The sequence below is a fragment of the Parashewanella hymeniacidonis genome, from assembly GCF_016900895.1.
Classification (GTDB): Bacteria; Pseudomonadota; Gammaproteobacteria; order Enterobacterales; family Shewanellaceae; genus Parashewanella; species Parashewanella hymeniacidonis.
The window spans coordinates 1-17,060 of the sequence record NZ_JAFEUN010000097.1; the positions used below are offsets into that span (position 1 = coordinate 1).

Below are 17,060 nucleotides of genomic sequence, written 5' to 3' on the forward strand. Positions count from 1 at the left end.
ATGAACAAATGATTGCCAATTATGTTAAGAATCAAGGGAATGAATATAAGAAGCTCCATAATGTTCATCAGTTAGAGATGTTCTAGATTGATACCCCGCTGCTTGCGGCGGGGTAGTTCATTAATAAAGAGCGATAAATTTGAAAAGACCAATTCGGCAATAATACCGATCCAGATGAATGCTTTAGCAGTTGAATAACCATAAACCTCACTGACAATATCACAAATGATAAATGTAATTGGAAAACCAAAATTCCACCGGGTAATGTGATCCCTTGAATACTAATGAAGCTATTGGAAAATCATACTGTTAAACATAACAATACAATGTAAAAAGCCAATAAAATTGAAAGCTTGTGGAATTTAAATGTGTAATTTAGTTGTTCAGTTTGCTGCCACATACTACACCGACTTTATAAAGTTCATTACGTTTAAAATGATTGATGATATTGGGGCTGTTATTCAGTTCTTCTTGCGTTAATTTTAAAACTCTATCCGCCAACTTATCCTTAATTGCAAAGACTACTTTTTCTGAGTCTACATAATCGATTGAAACCAGTTCATACTGATCCTGAGTGCAGCAGAACATGGCGTACATTGATAAACTGCGAATATCTTGAGGCGATAATCCTTCAAGTAATTCGTCATCTAGTACGGCCTCTTGGAGTTTCTTTTTAAAAACCATATGGGAATATCTCAGACCGATCACTGCAAACTTTTCACGTTTTTTATGTTCGATTTCGATCAGCCTGTAGGGTGTTTGATAGTCATCTTTAAAAGATTTCCACAGATTCTTAAGTTTGTTGAATAAGCCGTCATCTTCAGACATTATTTTACTCTCCTACCTATGATGCCTACACTTTCACGCCCATCAAGTAGTAAGCTTGAAGGAAATTGGCCAGCTCGGTTGATGTAATCAACTTCAACAATCTCAAAACCAGTTTCAGTAAATAAATTACTGAGCGTGTCAACATCAAGCCAATGAACAAACTCTGGTAAATTATCTGACCATGTATTTTCCCAAAATTTAGGATTGTTAATTTCACCGGGGAATGGTTCGCCTGCTCTTTTTCGGTTCTCGTATTCAGGGATAAACTTCTGCCAGTTTGTTAAGAAGGTTGTTTCACATACCACATATAATTCACCTCCAACCTCTAGCCAGTTATGTGCTTTTTTAAGTGCTTGTTTTATGTTCTCACCACTGAAAAAGTGAAGGACGCGGCAGATTAAAATTTTTCTGAATGATTTAGCGTCGAAATCAGGCCCAATAGGAAACTGAGCTGTAATCGTTTGTAATTTGCTTAGGCCTTTTTCTTTAGCTGTTTCAGATAGAGCTTTTAGATGTCTGTCGTCCATATAATTAGCAATAACAGTCGCACCATTTTCTAACGCTTTAAGTGTGGTGTAACCAAAAGCTGCTCCAATTTCTAAAAATGTGCCATCAGCATATTCAGTGAACTTTTTTGAGAATGGATCAATTGTAACAGTAGCATAGCCTTGTTGGTTTAGGGTTGGCACAAACAACTGGTTATCTTCGACCATAGGTTTTAACTTCACGAAAGAATTAAAATGATTATTAAATAATTAAACAATTTCAAATGAGTAGCTCAAGGTAAACCGTAGTTTGTATCCGTGTCGTTAACTGAAAATTCAGGTTTGGTTAATATCAAAGCTTTGATATTGGCGGTGGTATCAGTATGAATGCAGAATAGGTTTCTAAAAATTTTTACTGAAACACATGTTCAGAGACTTAATAACCGTTATCATTAGGCCTATCGCTAATCTAGATGAATATGAGGTGACATTGTGGTCATTACCCTTGAATTAGAATGTCTTGCAAATCCGTTTTTTGATGACGAATTTAAATGTGTTTTTGAAATCGATGAGTCGATAACGCTGGATGAACTGCATTTGCATATTCAGAAAATAATCGAGTTTGATAATGATCACATGTATGAATTTTTTACCGCAAGAAACCCATACGGTAAACGCAATGTTGTTTACTGTGATGAAGAGTTTTCCTTCCATGATAATGTCATGAGCATTGATGAGACAAAGCTGCTTGATGTTTTCCCATTAGAACCAAAAGAAAACCTTTTTTACTTTTTTGATTTTGGAGACAGCTGGGTCTTTAAAGTGAAAAGAACTCGTCATAAAGCTAAAGCCGCAGAGAAGGGCATGAGTTACCCAAATATCATCAAGATTGTCGGTGAGAAGCCAGAGCAATATCCAGATTGGGAAGATGAGGAGTAGAGAAAGTGAAAGGATTAACGATAAATGGAAGTAAACTTCATGAAGTAAGAATGAAGTTAGAACCATATTCTCAAGGAACTGTCTCGTACTTGGTTTATCCTAAATCAAGGATAAATTACCAGATATATGATGATTTAATACAGTTAAAAATTCCATCAAAGCTGGCGGTTGAGTTATATCGCACAAGCGTTTTCCCTCAAGGTGAAACTGAGTCATTCGAAGTGCATTTATCAGGAAAAACACAAGGCCGATATAAAATTGTGAAATTGATTTATCCTCAAGGTCACAGTGAAGACGTGACCTTTTTTTTGCATAAGCAATGATAAAGACGGCTTGGTGTTAAAAAGGATTTACCATAATGCGTTACGGAAAACTCGCTCTAGTCATTGTATCCATAACGGCTTTTGCCGTAGCTATTGCTAAAACATCTTGTATTTATTTCGGTGAGCAGTGCTACTCAGTTCAAATGGCACCAGAATTCATTGTCGAGTCAGCAAGGGCTGGGACTTGGGTAGCTCCGGTAGGGGCAATCGTTGCATCAACAATATTCATTGTAATCGGTTTATACGCTTTATCAGCCGCAGGGATCGTTCGTCGACTGCCATTGCTCAGACCTGTAGTATTAACCCTTTCGACGCTTTTTGTTATTAGAGGTTTATTACCGCTTCAACTTTGGATTAGAAAGCCTGAATTGGTCAGTGACAACATAATAGTTATTGGAGTTATTTGGTTGCTATGTGGCTTAATGCTTTTCTGGGGTTACAAAGCCACACAAGTCAAATAGTTTTATTTACTCGCCAAGGCGGGTTTAATCTATTTTCACCAGCCCAATATAATTTAATTTTATTTCCAGATGGATCGTGGAGTACGGCTTCTTTCCATAAATACCTTTCGAGCTTAGGCAATTGCTCAAACTCAACCCCTTTAGCTTTAAGAGAACTTACCCACTCATCAAGCTTTTCATGTTCAAAGTAAATGACAGTACCACTGTCAAAACTTTCATCTTCAAGAGATAATGAAAAAGTAGCATCACCTTCAGGGCATTCAAAACGAACATAATGTGGTGTATCGACAATTTGCGTAAAACCAATGGTTAGGACACTTTTTATAACTGATTGAATTTACTGAGCTTAAAAATTTGAATCTAAAAACATGGATTCCTTAAAATTCAATGAGTTATTTTATTGTAAACGGCGAAAGTTTAAAAACTGTCCGAAGTGTTGTAAAACCAAGTAGTAAATAAAACTCAACAGCCTTAGGCATATCGCTAACGGGCAAAGTAATTTGATTTAAATTCAATTGGATCTCCCTCGTTCTCTTAGCATTGCAGAATAAGTCAGTTTAGCCATTGGAATAACTTGATTGCGGTCAAAGGCTGGTGTTTGATCAGGCTCGTAAATAATTTTTAAGGGAAATTCATTAGCGTCACAACTATCTGAATGATTAAAGCCTGCCCACATAAACCCTAAGCCTTGAATGGATGCTGTTTCCCCATCGATTAAGAAACGAACTCTCTGATAAAAGCCATTATCGATTAAGTAATTCGCTGTGTCTCTTGCTTTATTTTCAGAGGCAAAACAAAAAAACGCTTCTTGACGGAAGTTATTTGCGCAGCCTGCAAGCGTGAAAATCAATAACAATAAAATCACTCTCATTGGTTGCTTCTAACTGTCATTGTCTCTAGGGTGATTAATGCCATCGACGACTTGAATTTCGCCTAACTCATAAGGTTTTATTCCTTCAATACACGCTACATTTACGCCATAAAACTCTGGGTATGAACGGCGCTGATGGTGTGTATAAATACCACATTGAGAACAAAAATAATGCTTAGCAGTATGTGTATTAAATTGATATAAGCTGAGTGATTCTATGCCTTTGACTAACTTCAAATTTGCAAGTGGAACAGAGGCAACTATTGCACCTCTTCGGCTACACATTGAGCAATTACACCTCCGTAAATTTTCTAAACCCTTGGGAAGGAAAAGTGACAACTCAATGGCACCACAATGGCAAGTAGATTTGTAAATTTGATTTATATCCATATAAATAATCCAGAATAGGAACTTAACTACTGTATAGAAAACACCACGAAAACTCAAATGATCGAAATCGAGTTTTTTTAAAATTCGAATATTTTAGCTGTGATATTGCTCTACCGTTAGTTGAATCAGGCTTCTTTAAACTAATTTTGGCGAATTTTCCTTCGTAGAACTTCAGAAAGAGAAAGCACCGCTAAAATCTAAAAACAGCACTTAATTTACTAATGCAGGATTCGCAACTTGCCAGCAAACCGACCCACATCTGCCAGCGAATAGACCCAAAGCTGCCAGCCAATGGTACCAATAGTGTCAATTTCAAAATATATTTACGACATAACTTCTCAAGCCCTAGTTATCTTAATGAAAACGTGAAATAACGAATTTATCGTGTAAATACCAATCAAAATAAGGTTTATGGTTAAACAAACGGTAAAGACGCAGCTCAGTGAAGAAGATAAACAAAAGTGGCAACAGTTTTGTCAGGCTAACGGAATGACGGAATCTGCCATGATGCGTTTTATGATGAGCCAAGTTCTGCCTGATATCGCCAGCAACGATGAATTCCATGAAGCTAAAAGCAATAAAATCACCATTCGGCTCTCAGAGCACGAAATGCAAAAACTCACTACTCAAGCAGTAGAGGAAGGCTATATTTACCGAACCAGCTGGGCAACAGCTTGTGTGATGGCAAATCTAACTCGCATACCTGTATTAACCGAAGGTGAGATAAAAGCACTTAGAGAATCTAATCGTCAACTCGCTGCCGTTGGCCGTAACCTCAACCAAATCGCCCGTGTGCTCAATATCGATTATCGCTATAGCGACAAATTCACCAGAGAAATGATACAAGTGCTCGATGCCAAATTCGAAAAGCACAAAGTCATGGTGAATGACCTTATCAACAAAAACTGCAAGCGTTGGGAGTTAGAGAGTGATGATGAATAACTTTTTGCGCGTCATACCAGTGAAGACTGGTATCCAGAGCCTTTTCGCTATTGGCTAGTACATCATGAGCAAACTATTAAACGACTCAATCTCTGGCTTACTCAATGGTGATGTCAGAACCAAATCGAACCGCATTAAAGGCAGTGGCCGTTATACAAAAAAGCCGCCTGAAGTCATGGTCAAAGTCAGTGGTTTCGGTTACAACAATGCCCATACAGCAAACCACTTTGACTATATCAGCCGTAATGGAAAACTAGAGTTAGAAGACGAAACAGGCTTGGTTTATCAAGACCAACATACCATTCATCAACTCGCCCAAGACTGGAATGAGTCAGACTTCCAACAACGAACCAGAACTCGCCACAGCACCCATCTAATCCTTTCTATGCCCTACGGCACAGAACCTAAAGCAGTTAAAAAAGCAGTGCGCTCATTCGCTAAAAATACGTTTTCAGAAAATCATCAATATGTTTTTGCTTTACATACTGACACCAACAGCCCGCACGTTCATCTGACAATTAAAAATCTTGGTTTTGATGGTAGGCGTTTACATGTTAGAAAAGGTTTACCGCAGGTTTGGCGAGAGCAGTTTGCTTGTGAACTGGAAAGGTTGGGCGTAGCGGCTGAGGCTACGCCGAGTTTGAAAAAGCTTAAAATGACCAAACAAATTGACAATCGTGATCATTCAACACTTCGGACAGTTTTTAAACTTTCGCCGTTTATAATAAAATAACTCATTGAATTTTAAGGAATCCATGTTTTTAGATTCAAATTTTTAAGCTCAGTAAATTCAATCAGTTATAAAAAGTGTCCTAACCATTGATCATTACGAAAGTGATTTAAGTGCTCAACGATAGAAAATCAAATTACCAGCTTCTAAAGTCGTGATAGTTAAATTCAGGTTTTTCAGATGCTGATTTAGTTTGCGTCAATTCACATCCACAATACGGGCAGTGGTTAATTTCAAGAATTGCTTGCCAAACAAATTCGCCAACTTGCTCCAAATAATGGCTTTCTTCAAGATCTTCCTCGGTAGCTTCATGATAAACGAATAGCTGCCATATTCTTTTTGCATCACTTGGAGTTTGACGCCCCTCGATAGCGCAACCGTTTTTTGGCATAGCTTCACACTCATGAATAATATATTCTTGCATATCTATGATTCTCTGTTTTGATCAAGGCATAAAATGAGGAAGATTTTTCATTTCTGCAAAACACTGCTCAAGGGTTTGCTCTTGAAACAATTCGAACCATTGCCCTGTGTGTCGCATATAAGCAAGATTAAAGTTGTCTTCGCCCATATACTCTAAGCGAGCAAACTTAGTTTCAAACTCAGGGCTGATGGCATTAGGGCCAGGTGAGTGGTATTTTCCACAAAAATAAAAGTATCTACCACGCCAGCGACCATAAATATCAATCAGATAATTAAATTGATCATTTACATTCTCTGGCAATACACATTTCAGTTTAAGTTCTTCTATAAATGGCGCTGCTTCAGCTGAAATTTTGTTCTTAAATGCAGTTGAAGGTTTAGTTGGCGTTGGCTGCCATCCCATCTTATGTTTCGACATTTTAATTTCCACCTAAATTTGCTTGCTTACCCAAACCCTTCATCAACACATCAAACATCAATCCAGCAAAGCCTTTCGCTACCGCTTCATTGGACAGTAGTTTCATCGCCATGTCGTTATGCACATCCATACTTTCAATAACGGCATTATTGATTGAGTTAGGGAACTCACCCAGCATTGCTTGTTCTTTGGTGTTGCTGCGAAGCTGATCCATCACAGTGTCATTTTCTGAGATTTTACCTGCAATGGTATTGGCATAATTGAGCATATCATTTTCAGATAAACCATCTTCAATAAACAAATCGTTCATTCGTTCGATGATCTCGTTCAGAAGTTCAGTTTTTGGATCTTTGGGTGCTGCTCCAGAACCTTCTTTGCTTGGTGGTATTTGGTACTTCTGTTCTGGCTCACCAACTTTATTACCCAAAACTAAGTCAGCTTCTCGTTGCTCGTGAAGTCGATAATGGGTCATTACCACATCTGACAGATCTACATCGTCTTCCACGATATCTAAGCGTAATAGTGGGTGGAGATGTTTAGCGAAGATACTCAGCTTTTCAAGCTCGTAATCTTCAAAATTGACTATCTGAGAAGTAAACTCATAGTAGCGATAGAATGAAATTAAATCCTTCTTAAACACTTCCAGAATATCTCTTGCTTCTTTAGCGTGTTTGACGCTGTTTTCAGCAAACTTAATGGCTTTATCATTACGATCAATCTTGGCTTTAGTCAGCTCAGCCTGTGCCGATTGCAGTACCTGAGTTGCTTCTTTATAACGCACCGAGAAGCGGTCAACGGCTGGTTTACACAAGTTAGCCAACTTAGCTTGATTCGCTTGTTTATCATTATAGGTTTCAACAAACGCTTCAACTTCACGCCACTGATAAATCCCGACCTTATCGAGCTTCTTCATTAGCTCATAGACGATATTTGGATCGGATACTCCAGCCAGCTCAGCGGTTTCAAAATAAACTTTAAACTCTTTCAAAACTTCTTCTGGATCATTCACAAAATCGAGAACAAAGGTTTTATCTTTACCTTTATAGGTACGATTTAAGCGTGAAAGCGTCTGGATACACTCAACGCCTTTCAGTGGCTTATCGACATACATCGCAACCAATTTAGGTTGGTCAAAACCCGTTTGGAACTTGTTTGCTACCAACATCACCTGATAATCCGTGGTATCAAATGCTTTACGCATCTCACTACCACGTAAATTCGGATTCATATTGGTTTCAGTGAAAGGGTGATCGGGTAAGTCTGGGTCATTCACTTCACCAGAAAACGCCACCATTGCATTGACGTGATCATAGCCCTTATCTTTAACATACTTCTCAAACGCAAGTTTGTAACGCACAGCCTCTAAACGACTACTGGTAACAACCATTGCTTTTGCTTTACCGCCCAGTAAATGCTTAATCTTGTCATTGAAATGCTCGATGATGGTTTCCACTTTTTGAGCAATATTGTAAGGGTGTAAACGAACCCACTTCGCCATTTTTGAAGCGGCTTTTTTACTATCCACTTCTTGATCTAAATCTGGGTTATTGTGGGCTAATTGGTAAGCAACTCGATAGCTGGTGTAATTTTGCAGAACATCCAGAATAAACCCTTCTTCAATCGCTTGGCGCATTGAGTAAACGTGGAATGGCAGTGGCTTGTTCGCATCACTCGCTGGCTCATCAAGATTTGGTCTACGACCAAACAGCTCTAATGTTTTAGCTTTAGGTGTTGCCGTAAAAGCAAAGTAACTGAGTTTATTGGAACCTTTACGAGCTTCAAGCGATAAACGCAGCATATCTTCACTCGACAACTCTCCATCGTTGCTAGTGCTCTCTTTATTCCCATCTAACTGTTCTGCCATCAGCACTTCACGCAATTTACGTGCGGTCGTTCCTGTTTGGCTAGAGTGCGCTTCATCGGCAATAATTGCATAGCTTCGACCTGCAAGGGTTGAGTCTTTACGAATCGCTTCTAAAACGTGAGGGAAAGTTTGAATCGTGACAATAATGATTGAGGTGCTTGCTTTTAGCTCTCCTGCTAATTGGCTGGATTTACTGCCTTGCGCCTCTTCTCGATTGACACGAGCAATCATACCTTCGTTATGGTCAAACTGATAAATCGTATCTTGCAACTGGCTATCAAGTACCGTTCGGTCAGTGATAACGATTACGGAGTCAAAAACCTTATCCCCGACTTTTTTACCCAACTCAGGATGATCGCTTTCTATAGACGGCGAAATGTAATGCTTTGATGCAAGTTGATGTGACAACCACGCTATCGAGTTTGATTTACCAGAGCCAGCACTGTGCTGAATTAGGTATTTATGACCAGTGCCTTCGCTATCAACCGTTTTAAGCAGTTTAGAAACGACCGCCCATTGGTGATAACGAGGAAAAATCATTGTCTCTTTGACTTTGATAGTGCCGTCTAACTGCTCTTCATCTTTGACTTCGAGGTGAATGTATCGGCTTAGGATCAGCAGCAAGTTATCTTTTTGAAAAATCTCATTCCAAAGGTATGAAGTCGCATAACTGTCATTCCCGTCTGTTGATACGGCAGGAGTATCATTACCTTTACCACCGTCAGCCGTTCCTTGGTCAAAGGGTAAGAAGAAGGTCTTTTTACCCGCTAAACGAGTGGTCATTGCTACATTGTATTGGCTCACTGCAAAGTGAACCAATGCGCCACGTTTAAAGGTCAATAATGGCTCTGGTTTACGAGTTTTTGGGTCTTTTGGTTGCCTGTCCTTCATATATTGGACTTTGGCATTATCAATCGACTGTTTAAACTCAGATTTCAACTCGCAAGTCGCAACAGGGATACCATTTACGAACAGGGTTAAATCTAAACGCCCATCATAACCGTTTGGTGAGTAAATTAACTCAGGTACAACACGCAGAATGTTTTGCTGATAACGTGCGGTTGCCGTCGGGTTTAAATCGTGATCAGGCTTGAAGCTACAAAGGTCAAACTTAGCACCACGATTATTGAGCTTGTTTCGCAATACCCACAGCGTGCCTTCATTTTTCAGCTCTTGTTCTAATGACTTGAGCAAAGCGTCAGCCGTTGCGTTTGGGTTACGCTCAGTATCGGGGAAGTGCTGCGTTAACTTATCCCATTGCTGCGGCTGTGTAGCTTTCACAAAAGCAATCACATCATCAGGATAAAGCGCCAACTCTTTGTTGTATTTACTCGACTCGCCCAGCAACCAACCGTGAGACTGCATTTGGTGGAGAATGTCGTTTTGGAATACGGATTCAGCGGATTTACTGCTCATGGTAACGTCCTGTTATTTTTTTATTTGACCCATTTGGTGAATATTCATCTCGTTAGCTCACATCTGTTTTATAACGCTGCCAAAGGGCTTGCAATGCTTTTGAAGGTAACATTCCTTGATTTTTATTTTTAATGTCTTGAAGAAATTCATTCATACGAGTTCGAGCAACATCGATAGCCACTTCTTTCATCGTTTCGTCGCCCATGGTCAAGGCGCTAATTATAATATTAACTTGATGTGCAAAAGAGCCAGAAAGCTTCATCAAGGTAATCCGATCCATTGTCATGTTATCCATTAAACCAGCGATCCCCTTACTGCTTGAATCCAACTGCGCTTTGATGTTCTTGCTTTCTTGTACCAGAACAGAATTGGTTAACGACTTTTTATCATACGCTTGTATGATTGAGTCTAAGGCCGAAATGGCTGTGACCAGTAATGTTTCTAATCTATTATTTTCCATCTTGTGCGGCCTTTTAACTTGAACAATGCAACTGAATGTAATTGTTTTACATTAATAAATTATCCAATTAGGTTTCGTGAATCAGTAAATCAACGTTAACCATTATTCTCAGTCTCACACTGATGTGACAGCCATAAGTTTTGCAACCGTTTTGTAGGCAACTTGCCCTGATTATGTTGCTTTATTTGGGTCAAATAAAAGCACACACGGCTACGAGCTTCATTGATTGTCATTTCAATCAGCTCGATATCATCGGTATGGCTTAACACATTGATGATCTGTTTCGCTTGTGTCTCCGCTAAAACAGAAAGCTCAGTGAGTAGCTTATGATTAATGACCACTGATACCTGTTTACCACCATTTTTAAGCGGTTGCTCTATCCGTTTTGTGGCTTTGTTAAGTTCGGTTTTTGTGAGCTTATTGCTATTATGCGCCTGTACGATTGAAGACAGAGAAGAAACGGAGCTTACCAATAAGTTTGCAATTGCTACCCAATCCATTAATGTGCTCCTTGCCAGTCACGTACATCAATCTTACCTGTCACTGCTGCTGAGATAAGGGCAGTTTTGCGTTCTTTAATTAGAGTGTTAACACTTTCGGCTTTAGCAACTAAGATATCGAACCTATTTACTTGTTTTTCCAGCTCTGCTACCACTAGTTTTTGTTCTTCAACTGGAGGTACAGGAATAGTAAAATCCATTATTGCACTTTTTGTTATATTGTTCGCCATTCCTTCAGCGCCACTAATAGCGTTTTCAACAAGAGTCCTTACATAGTTACTTGCCATTAGATGCACGAAAAAATCAGTATTCATAAGGCTTGTCAGGTACAACCTAAAAACCTTATCTGATAATAAGATTTTGGTACGAACATCATTCTGTACTTTCGCAACAGAACCAATTAGATTAATTGAGCCACTAGCTCGGGACATTAATATATCACCACCTTTCACTTCGTATTTAGAGTGCGGTTCAATATTGGGAGGTAACATTTTATTTGCTGTAGGATCAAACTTCGCATTATTTACACAACTCGTTTTTAATACTCCCCAATGTTCTATGGGCGCAGGGCTACTATCGCATTCAGGGCTTTTTCCTTGTTCCATTTTATTTATGAAACGTCTTAGAGAGGTAATATCCCAATGCTCAGGCACTTTACCCAACCATTCCACACCAGAATCTATCATAGGTGCTTGCGGATTAAGCCCTTTGGTCACTGCGTGAGAAATCACCGCTTGGCGTTTTTCTTTTAACAACCCAATCAGCTTTTCTTGCTTGGCTATTAAGGTGTCGATCTTGGCAGTTTCGTGATCGAGGAAGTTGGCGATTTTTTGTTGTTCTTCAATACAAGGAATACCAATTTTTATTCCACCAACAGTCTCGGTATTCAGGTTTAACTGTGTTCCAAATTTACCTAGTCCCTTATATGCTTCACCAGCAGCAAAAATATAAAAAAGAAACTTTGTATTCTCTTTAAATTCAGGGAAATATACAAAACCATCGTGAATACAAGCTTTTATCTTATTGATACAAGGTTTGCCAACGGTTCCTGCAATACTAAGGAATAATTCGTTGGGTTCAAGTTTTACACTCAAACTTGCACCTAATGGTGAAAGACGCTGGGTTGTATTTTTTAAATAGGTATCCGAGGCTGTTACATCAGCAATGCGAACCCAAGCATATTCACCAGTTTCATCAAAATATTGGGGATCATCTATGGGTCTTGGTGATGCACCACGCTTTACAATAGTAAGGCGATTGATTTTAAGATCTCTCCAATGAGAAGGAACATCACCTAACCAAACTTCATCAGTATTCTTATATTCTGGATATGCTTTATAGCGACCTGTCATTATGAATGCACCTCGTTAAGTAGCTGCATAATCTCAGCCGATACTACATCTAAATCAGCGTCAATTGCGTCAAGTGCTCTTGGTGGTTCATAAACGTAGAAATGACGATTGAATGGGATCTCGTAACCCACAACACCGACTTCTCCATCTTTAGGGTCGATCTTACTTTCATCAATCCACGCATCAGGCACGTGCGGCAGAACTTCACGGGCAAAATATTCGTCAACGGTTTCAGTTAATGGCACATTCTCGTTATCACGCAGATCTGGATTCGCTTCAACTTTGCCTTTTGTTTTGCCTGATTCTTGATAACAGATAGCAGCTTCATCATCGTGCTCACTTAAGTGCTTCACGATTAATTTCTGTTGGGCTGCACTTAGCTTCACGTCACTTGTTTTGGCAATAAAGGCTTTTAGGAAAGCATCACGAGATAACAGCTTTTCTTCACTAAATGAAGCTAGCGCTTCTAAAACTGCATCTTGAACTGACTCAGCTAATTTACTCCACGCTTTATCTGCTTGTAGTGCTTCAAGGCGTAGTTCATCTTTCGGGTAAATCGCTAGCTTTAGAGGGCGTTCAACGGTAATTCTGCGGTAGCCAAACGCTTTATAATCAAAGATTTTGCTGAACTGATTTTCCGTAAACTGACCATAGGTTTGCACAATTGTATCAATCGCTTCTGGTGTAAGCTCTTTGCGCTTACTGCCAAGGGATTTACGCATTGCTGCATAGAATACGTGTTCATCATTACCTTCAATTTCACCGCCACCACTCCGACCACGCCCGCCTGTTTTCGCTCGTTCTTTTGAAGCGTTGATAAGCTGAACTTTACCTTTGCGGTTAGCTGGCTTTTGAGAAGATAAAACCCAAACATAAGTTGCAATGCCTGTGTTGTAGAACATATCGGTAGGCAGAGCCACAATGGCTTCAAGTAGGTCATTTTCAAGAATGTAGCGCCTAATTTCACTTTCACCGCTACCAGCACCGCCAGTAAAGAGCGGTGAACCGTTCAAGATAATGCCGATACGTGAACCACCTTCGCCTTTGTTTTCAGAAGTCGCAGGGCACATTTTGCTAACTAGGTGCATCAAGAACAGTAGCGAACCGTCAGAAACTCGTGGTAAACCTGCACCAAAACGACCTTCAAAGCCTTTGTCGTTATGCTCGTCATTGATGAACTTTTGGATTTTCTTCCAATCCACACCAAACGGAGGGTTTGACAGCATATAGTCAAACTTCTCGGTGCGAAGTTGGTCATTAGATAAGGTATTACCCAGCTTAATGTTATCGACCTTTTGCCCTTTGATAAGCATATCTGCTTTACAGATAGCATATGACTCAGGGTTTAGCTCCTGACCAAAGGCAGACAGAGAGGCTTTGTCATTGAGCTTGTGAACGTACTCCATACCTGACGATAAGAAACCACCCGTACCAGCTGTTGGATCGTAGATAGAACGCACCAAACCAGAACTGGTTAGCTCTTCCTCATTAGCGAACAGCAAAGAGGTTGTGAGTTCAACAATGTCTCTTGGGGTGAAGTGCTCACCAGCGGTTTCATTAGAGCTTTCTGCAAAGCGCCTGATCAGCTCTTCAAACACTAAGCCCATACCGTAGTTATTGATGGTATCAGGGTGAAGATCTGTGGTTGCAAAGCGTTTCGCTACCTTGTAAAGCAAGTCCGCTTCTTCTAGTTTGTCGATGGTGTTAAAGAAATCGAAGTGTTCAAAAATCTCACGAGCATTTGGGCTGAACGATTGAATGTAGCTTTCTAGGTTACTCGCCACACCTGTTTCACCAAGGCGGTTTAAATCCATTTTTGAAGTGTTGTAAAAGCTCAACTGCGCTGCATGAGTTAGCAGTTTGTCTTGCGCCTCAATAGGCATCGCTTTGACTGCTTCATACTTGGTTAGTACATTTGGTTTTGTGGCTTCAAGCACACTCTCTAAGCGTCTTAGCAGTGTAAAAGGGAGAATGATACGCCCGTATTGAGATTGCTTGAAATCACCACGTAAAAGATCGGCTACCGACCAAAGAAATGCAGCCGTTGAAGAAAAGTTGTTTGTCATGAAGTCAGTCCGTAAGGAGGTTTGAAGCAAAAAATGAGGATTAATTTATCATATATTTTCATTGAATGTTTGTGAATAAAGTTGGATTTTATTTCAATAGCTTATGTGTGGTTAAGCTTTGAGCAATAGATGGTTACTTGTTGATTGTAAACTTTCAAAGTACCCTTAGTGACGTCTGACTTATTTAATAGGAAGAGCTGCTGTGAGTGCAAGTGTTAAACACCCAATGATTGAACCTTTAATTAACTGTGATTGGAAAGTATTTCCAAAAAATGAGCTTGAAACTCTTGTTGCTCATCATGACGAAGCGACCCTTCTTTTGGTTGATATTTTGAAAGACTTTATCAACAATCCAGAACCCTATGATGGCTTTGGTGAAAATCGTTTGCATGTCGTTGCATTAGGCTTATTAGCTCATTTGAAAGCTTATTCAGCTTGGCCTATTTTGAAAGGTATTATTCGAAACTTTAAGTGTAATGAAGAGCAAGATCATGAATATGGGGATATTATCTATTCGATTGACGAAGATGATGTTTACAAGGTGTACGCTACACTTGCGGCCAAAAATGCCAATGAATTGCAAGAGTTAGCTTTAGATGAGTCTTTGGATTATATTGCCCGAACTGATTGTATGTTGGCACTAAAATCTTGCTATTTCGAAGGTGACTTATCTCGAAAAGAGTTATTGGATTATTTAAAGGCTTTTGTTGAGTTTTTTCAAGATTACAAAGACTATGAAACAGGCATTTTATTTTGGTTTGATCTCCTTTGTATTTGCACAGATGTGTACGCTTTTGAAATAGCGGCAGTAACCCAAGCATTTATACCGGATGAAATTTTTAAAGACGAAATGATACAAATCAAAATTAACGAACTTCGTCTATTAAATGAAGCTGATTATGATGATTGGTTAGAAAATGAGTTCCAACAAAGCAAACAAGAGCAGGGCTATATTCACGATGCTATCCCATATTTGGAAGTGTGGTTTGAAGATGAAATGGAAGTTTTGAATCAAGAACTTGATTCCATTTTTGAAAAAAATTGTGAAGAAGATGAAGTTTATGTTCGGCATGATGTTGGCTATTGGGATGAAAAACCATTTGTAAGAGAAGCGCCTAAAACAGGCAGAAACGATCCATGTCCTTGCGGCAGTGGAAAAAAGTTTAAAAAATGTTGTGGTTAATCCAGCTCAGCTTGAAATGCTTGTGAGCTGGATTTCGTAACTGACTGGTCATCTAGTATAAGAGCTAATGTGCCAGATTGTTGTTTAACTTGAGCATGTCGATTTTCATACTCTAATTTCATCACAAAGTTACAAATGTTCTCTGCATCCCTAGACGCCCGCAAAATCTCTTTCGGATCGTCTTGAAGCACTTTAACCCAATGATCGACATAAGCAGCGTGTTGGCCGAATTCGTGGCCGATTTGTAGTTCATCGCCGAGCATGAGTGAGCCAATTTCGGCTCGTAATTCTTCTTTGGCGTAGGATTCATCACCGAAGCGGCCTGTCATATCTCTGTTGAGTCTGCTGGAATGGCCTGATGAATGACAAATCTCATGACAAGCAACGGTGTAGAAGGAATCAGCGGTTTCAAACTGGTTTCTTGTGGGTAAATGTATACTGTCTGTAGAAGGGCTGTAGTAAGCATTGTCATATTGATCGTGGTGAATTGGCACACCAGAGTTTTGCAGAATTTTCTCTGCTCGTTCATGGCGTTGCCATTCGGGGAGTGTTTTTACTTCGAGTTCGGGTAAACCTTCGATTTGCTCTGCATTGAATACCACTGAGCTAAATACTCTTGGCTTATCCAATTTAACGGTTACTTTAATTGGTTTACCGTCAGCACCTAAAATCTTTTTGCCGCTATCGTCTTTTTTATCGATTTTGTCGAACAGCTTCCAATATTGGACAATCGTACCGTGTTGACCTTTGCGTACTTGAGCGTCAATACCTTTAGCTTGTTTGTAAGTCATCCAGCGTGGGTCGTCACGGCATTGCATAGTTAACCAAATGGCGTTGGAGCCTTTGTATCGAGTGCCACTGATTGGATTGTGTGGCATTCTTGGCTGCCCAGCCTTCCAAGGCTTTTGCCAAGGTGCAGTGCCAGCTTTTAGTTGCTCAATCAGTTTATTGGCGATTTGTTCATGATAGGGGACTTTTTTGCTTGTTTGGTTACTGGCATAGGCTAATCCTCCTTATCTTCAGTGGATAGCTCAGTTGCTGCCAGAGCTTCATCTTCGCTAAGTGCATCTTCTTCAAAAGCGCCAAGTTCATCCGCTTCGGCAGTTGTGACTTCTACGACTGAACCGGGAATATTCAGCTGAGACAGTTTTTCGTCTAACTCTGTTGTGCAGGCTTGCGGTTCTTGATGTGAGTTAGTGTTCAAGTGATTGTTCATGTTGTGGTTCCTTAATGTAATAAATCGATTCTTGGGTTTCATTAGTCCCACAACTGGGTTGAAACCCCCTTCTTTCAGACGGGTAGCTTTTAGCTAGCAGTTGGCCTTATGATGTTTGTATGAGATACAGGCATGGTTCTCACACAAAATATAAAATTGAGTACCACTTTGTTTGGGTCACAAAGTATCGCTA

The 17,060-nt window shown here is 39.7% G+C and carries 21 protein-coding genes; 6 read left to right on the forward strand and 15 right to left on the reverse strand.

Features of this window, described 5'->3' with window-relative positions; translation table 11 throughout:
• Nucleotides 1–71: 71 nt before the first annotated feature.
• The 3 genes from JQC92_RS23235 to JQC92_RS16825 form a co-directional block, all read right to left on the reverse strand.
• Nucleotides 72–266 carry a VUT family protein gene (locus JQC92_RS23235; RefSeq protein ID WP_205000743.1) on the reverse strand — a complete coding sequence of 65 codons (195 nt, stop codon included), beginning with the start codon at nucleotides 264–266 and terminating at the stop codon, nucleotides 72–74.
• A gap of 109 nt (nucleotides 267–375) precedes the next feature.
• Nucleotides 376–828: a hypothetical protein gene (locus JQC92_RS16820; protein ID WP_205000725.1), complete on the reverse strand. Its 453-nt coding sequence runs from the start codon at nucleotides 826–828 to the stop codon at nucleotides 376–378.
• The gene (locus JQC92_RS16825) at nucleotides 828–1,541 is read right to left on the reverse strand and encodes a class I SAM-dependent methyltransferase (protein WP_205000726.1); all 714 of its coding nucleotides are present in this window, start codon (nucleotides 1,539–1,541) and stop codon (nucleotides 828–830) included. The genes JQC92_RS16820 and JQC92_RS16825 overlap by 1 nt, the downstream gene beginning before the upstream one ends.
• 264 nt (nucleotides 1,542–1,805) lie before the next feature.
• Between JQC92_RS16825 and JQC92_RS16830 the strand changes: the two genes are divergently transcribed.
• Genes JQC92_RS16830 through JQC92_RS16840 form a run of 3 tightly spaced genes read left to right on the forward strand, consistent with a single transcriptional unit; the run spans nucleotide 1,806 to nucleotide 3,036 of the window.
• A complete protein-coding gene (locus JQC92_RS16830; RefSeq protein WP_205000727.1) occupies nucleotides 1,806–2,252 on the forward strand; it encodes an IS1096 element passenger TnpR family protein in 447 nt (148 codons plus the stop codon).
• Between the two features lie 5 nt (nucleotides 2,253–2,257).
• On the forward strand, nucleotides 2,258–2,575 hold the full coding sequence (locus tag JQC92_RS16835) for a hypothetical protein (RefSeq protein WP_205000728.1): 318 nt from the start codon (nucleotides 2,258–2,260) through the stop codon (nucleotides 2,573–2,575).
• Nucleotides 2,576–2,610: 35 nt separating this feature from the next.
• Nucleotides 2,611–3,036 carry a hypothetical protein gene (locus tag JQC92_RS16840; protein WP_205000729.1) on the forward strand — a complete coding sequence of 142 codons (426 nt, stop codon included), beginning with the start codon at nucleotides 2,611–2,613 and terminating at the stop codon, nucleotides 3,034–3,036.
• Here the strand turns inward: JQC92_RS16840 and JQC92_RS22715 are convergent.
• From JQC92_RS22715 to JQC92_RS16850, 3 genes are all read right to left on the reverse strand, one after another.
• Nucleotides 3,029–3,373, reverse strand: coding sequence for a VOC family protein (locus JQC92_RS22715; protein ID WP_338049525.1), 345 nt, complete (start codon nucleotides 3,371–3,373; stop codon nucleotides 3,029–3,031). The two genes, JQC92_RS16840 and JQC92_RS22715, sit on opposite strands and share 8 nt — an antisense overlap.
• 174 nt (nucleotides 3,374–3,547) lie before the next feature.
• Nucleotides 3,548–3,907 (reverse strand): hypothetical protein, encoded by a 360-nt coding sequence (locus JQC92_RS16845; RefSeq protein WP_205000730.1) that lies wholly within the window; start codon nucleotides 3,905–3,907, stop codon nucleotides 3,548–3,550.
• Between the two features lie 9 nt (nucleotides 3,908–3,916).
• Entirely contained in the window at nucleotides 3,917–4,297 is a 381-nt protein-coding gene (locus JQC92_RS16850; protein ID WP_205000731.1) for a GFA family protein, read from the reverse strand.
• Between the two features lie 411 nt (nucleotides 4,298–4,708).
• On the opposite strand from JQC92_RS16850, the gene mobC reads away from it, so the two are divergent.
• Together mobC and JQC92_RS16860 are read left to right on the forward strand one after the other, a co-directional pair.
• The gene (mobC, locus tag JQC92_RS16855; protein WP_205000732.1) at nucleotides 4,709–5,239 is read left to right on the forward strand and encodes a plasmid mobilization relaxosome protein MobC; all 531 of its coding nucleotides are present in this window, start codon (nucleotides 4,709–4,711) and stop codon (nucleotides 5,237–5,239) included.
• A gap of 64 nt (nucleotides 5,240–5,303) precedes the next feature.
• Entirely contained in the window at nucleotides 5,304–5,972 is a 669-nt protein-coding gene (locus tag JQC92_RS16860; protein WP_205000733.1) for a relaxase/mobilization nuclease domain-containing protein, read from the forward strand.
• Nucleotides 5,973–6,105: 133 nt separating this feature from the next.
• Here JQC92_RS16860 and JQC92_RS16865 read toward each other — a convergent pair whose 3' ends face one another.
• The 7 genes from JQC92_RS16865 to JQC92_RS16895 all read right to left on the reverse strand — a co-directional run bounded on the left by JQC92_RS16865 (nucleotide 6,106) and on the right by JQC92_RS16895 (nucleotide 14,468).
• Nucleotides 6,106–6,393 carry a hypothetical protein gene (locus tag JQC92_RS16865; RefSeq protein ID WP_205000734.1) on the reverse strand — a complete coding sequence of 96 codons (288 nt, stop codon included), beginning with the start codon at nucleotides 6,391–6,393 and terminating at the stop codon, nucleotides 6,106–6,108.
• A gap of 21 nt (nucleotides 6,394–6,414) precedes the next feature.
• Nucleotides 6,415–6,810 (reverse strand): DUF3024 domain-containing protein, encoded by a 396-nt coding sequence (locus JQC92_RS16870; RefSeq protein WP_205000735.1) that lies wholly within the window; start codon nucleotides 6,808–6,810, stop codon nucleotides 6,415–6,417.
• A gap of 1 nt (nucleotide 6,811) precedes the next feature.
• Nucleotides 6,812–10,090 (reverse strand): type I restriction endonuclease subunit R, encoded by a 3,279-nt coding sequence (locus JQC92_RS16875; RefSeq protein WP_205000736.1) that lies wholly within the window; start codon nucleotides 10,088–10,090, stop codon nucleotides 6,812–6,814.
• Between the two features lie 52 nt (nucleotides 10,091–10,142).
• Entirely contained in the window at nucleotides 10,143–10,550 is a 408-nt protein-coding gene (locus JQC92_RS16880) for a hypothetical protein (protein WP_205000737.1), read from the reverse strand.
• A 95-nt stretch (nucleotides 10,551–10,645) separates the two neighbouring features.
• Complete coding sequence (locus tag JQC92_RS16885; protein WP_205000738.1) at nucleotides 10,646–11,050, reverse strand: hypothetical protein; 405 nt, start codon at nucleotides 11,048–11,050, stop codon at nucleotides 10,646–10,648.
• Nucleotides 11,050–12,402, reverse strand: coding sequence for a restriction endonuclease subunit S (locus JQC92_RS16890; RefSeq protein WP_205000739.1), 1,353 nt, complete (start codon nucleotides 12,400–12,402; stop codon nucleotides 11,050–11,052). The genes JQC92_RS16885 and JQC92_RS16890 overlap by 1 nt, the downstream gene beginning before the upstream one ends.
• Nucleotides 12,402–14,468 carry a type I restriction-modification system subunit M gene (locus tag JQC92_RS16895; RefSeq protein WP_205000740.1) on the reverse strand — a complete coding sequence of 689 codons (2,067 nt, stop codon included), beginning with the start codon at nucleotides 14,466–14,468 and terminating at the stop codon, nucleotides 12,402–12,404. The genes JQC92_RS16890 and JQC92_RS16895 overlap by 1 nt, the downstream gene beginning before the upstream one ends.
• Nucleotides 14,469–14,670: 202 nt before the next feature.
• Between JQC92_RS16895 and JQC92_RS16900 the strand changes: the two genes are divergently transcribed.
• On the forward strand, nucleotides 14,671–15,651 hold the full coding sequence (locus JQC92_RS16900; protein ID WP_205000741.1) for a DUF1186 domain-containing protein: 981 nt from the start codon (nucleotides 14,671–14,673) through the stop codon (nucleotides 15,649–15,651).
• Here JQC92_RS16900 and JQC92_RS16905 read toward each other — a convergent pair.
• Both JQC92_RS16905 and JQC92_RS16910 read right to left on the reverse strand, forming a co-directional pair.
• Entirely contained in the window at nucleotides 15,648–16,607 is a 960-nt protein-coding gene (locus JQC92_RS16905) for a zincin-like metallopeptidase domain-containing protein (RefSeq protein WP_205000744.1), read from the reverse strand. The genes JQC92_RS16900 and JQC92_RS16905 overlap by 4 nt on opposite strands.
• 47 nt (nucleotides 16,608–16,654) lie before the next feature.
• Nucleotides 16,655–16,867 carry a hypothetical protein gene (locus JQC92_RS16910; RefSeq protein ID WP_205000742.1) on the reverse strand — a complete coding sequence of 71 codons (213 nt, stop codon included), beginning with the start codon at nucleotides 16,865–16,867 and terminating at the stop codon, nucleotides 16,655–16,657.
• Nucleotides 16,868–17,060: the final 193 nt, after the last annotated feature.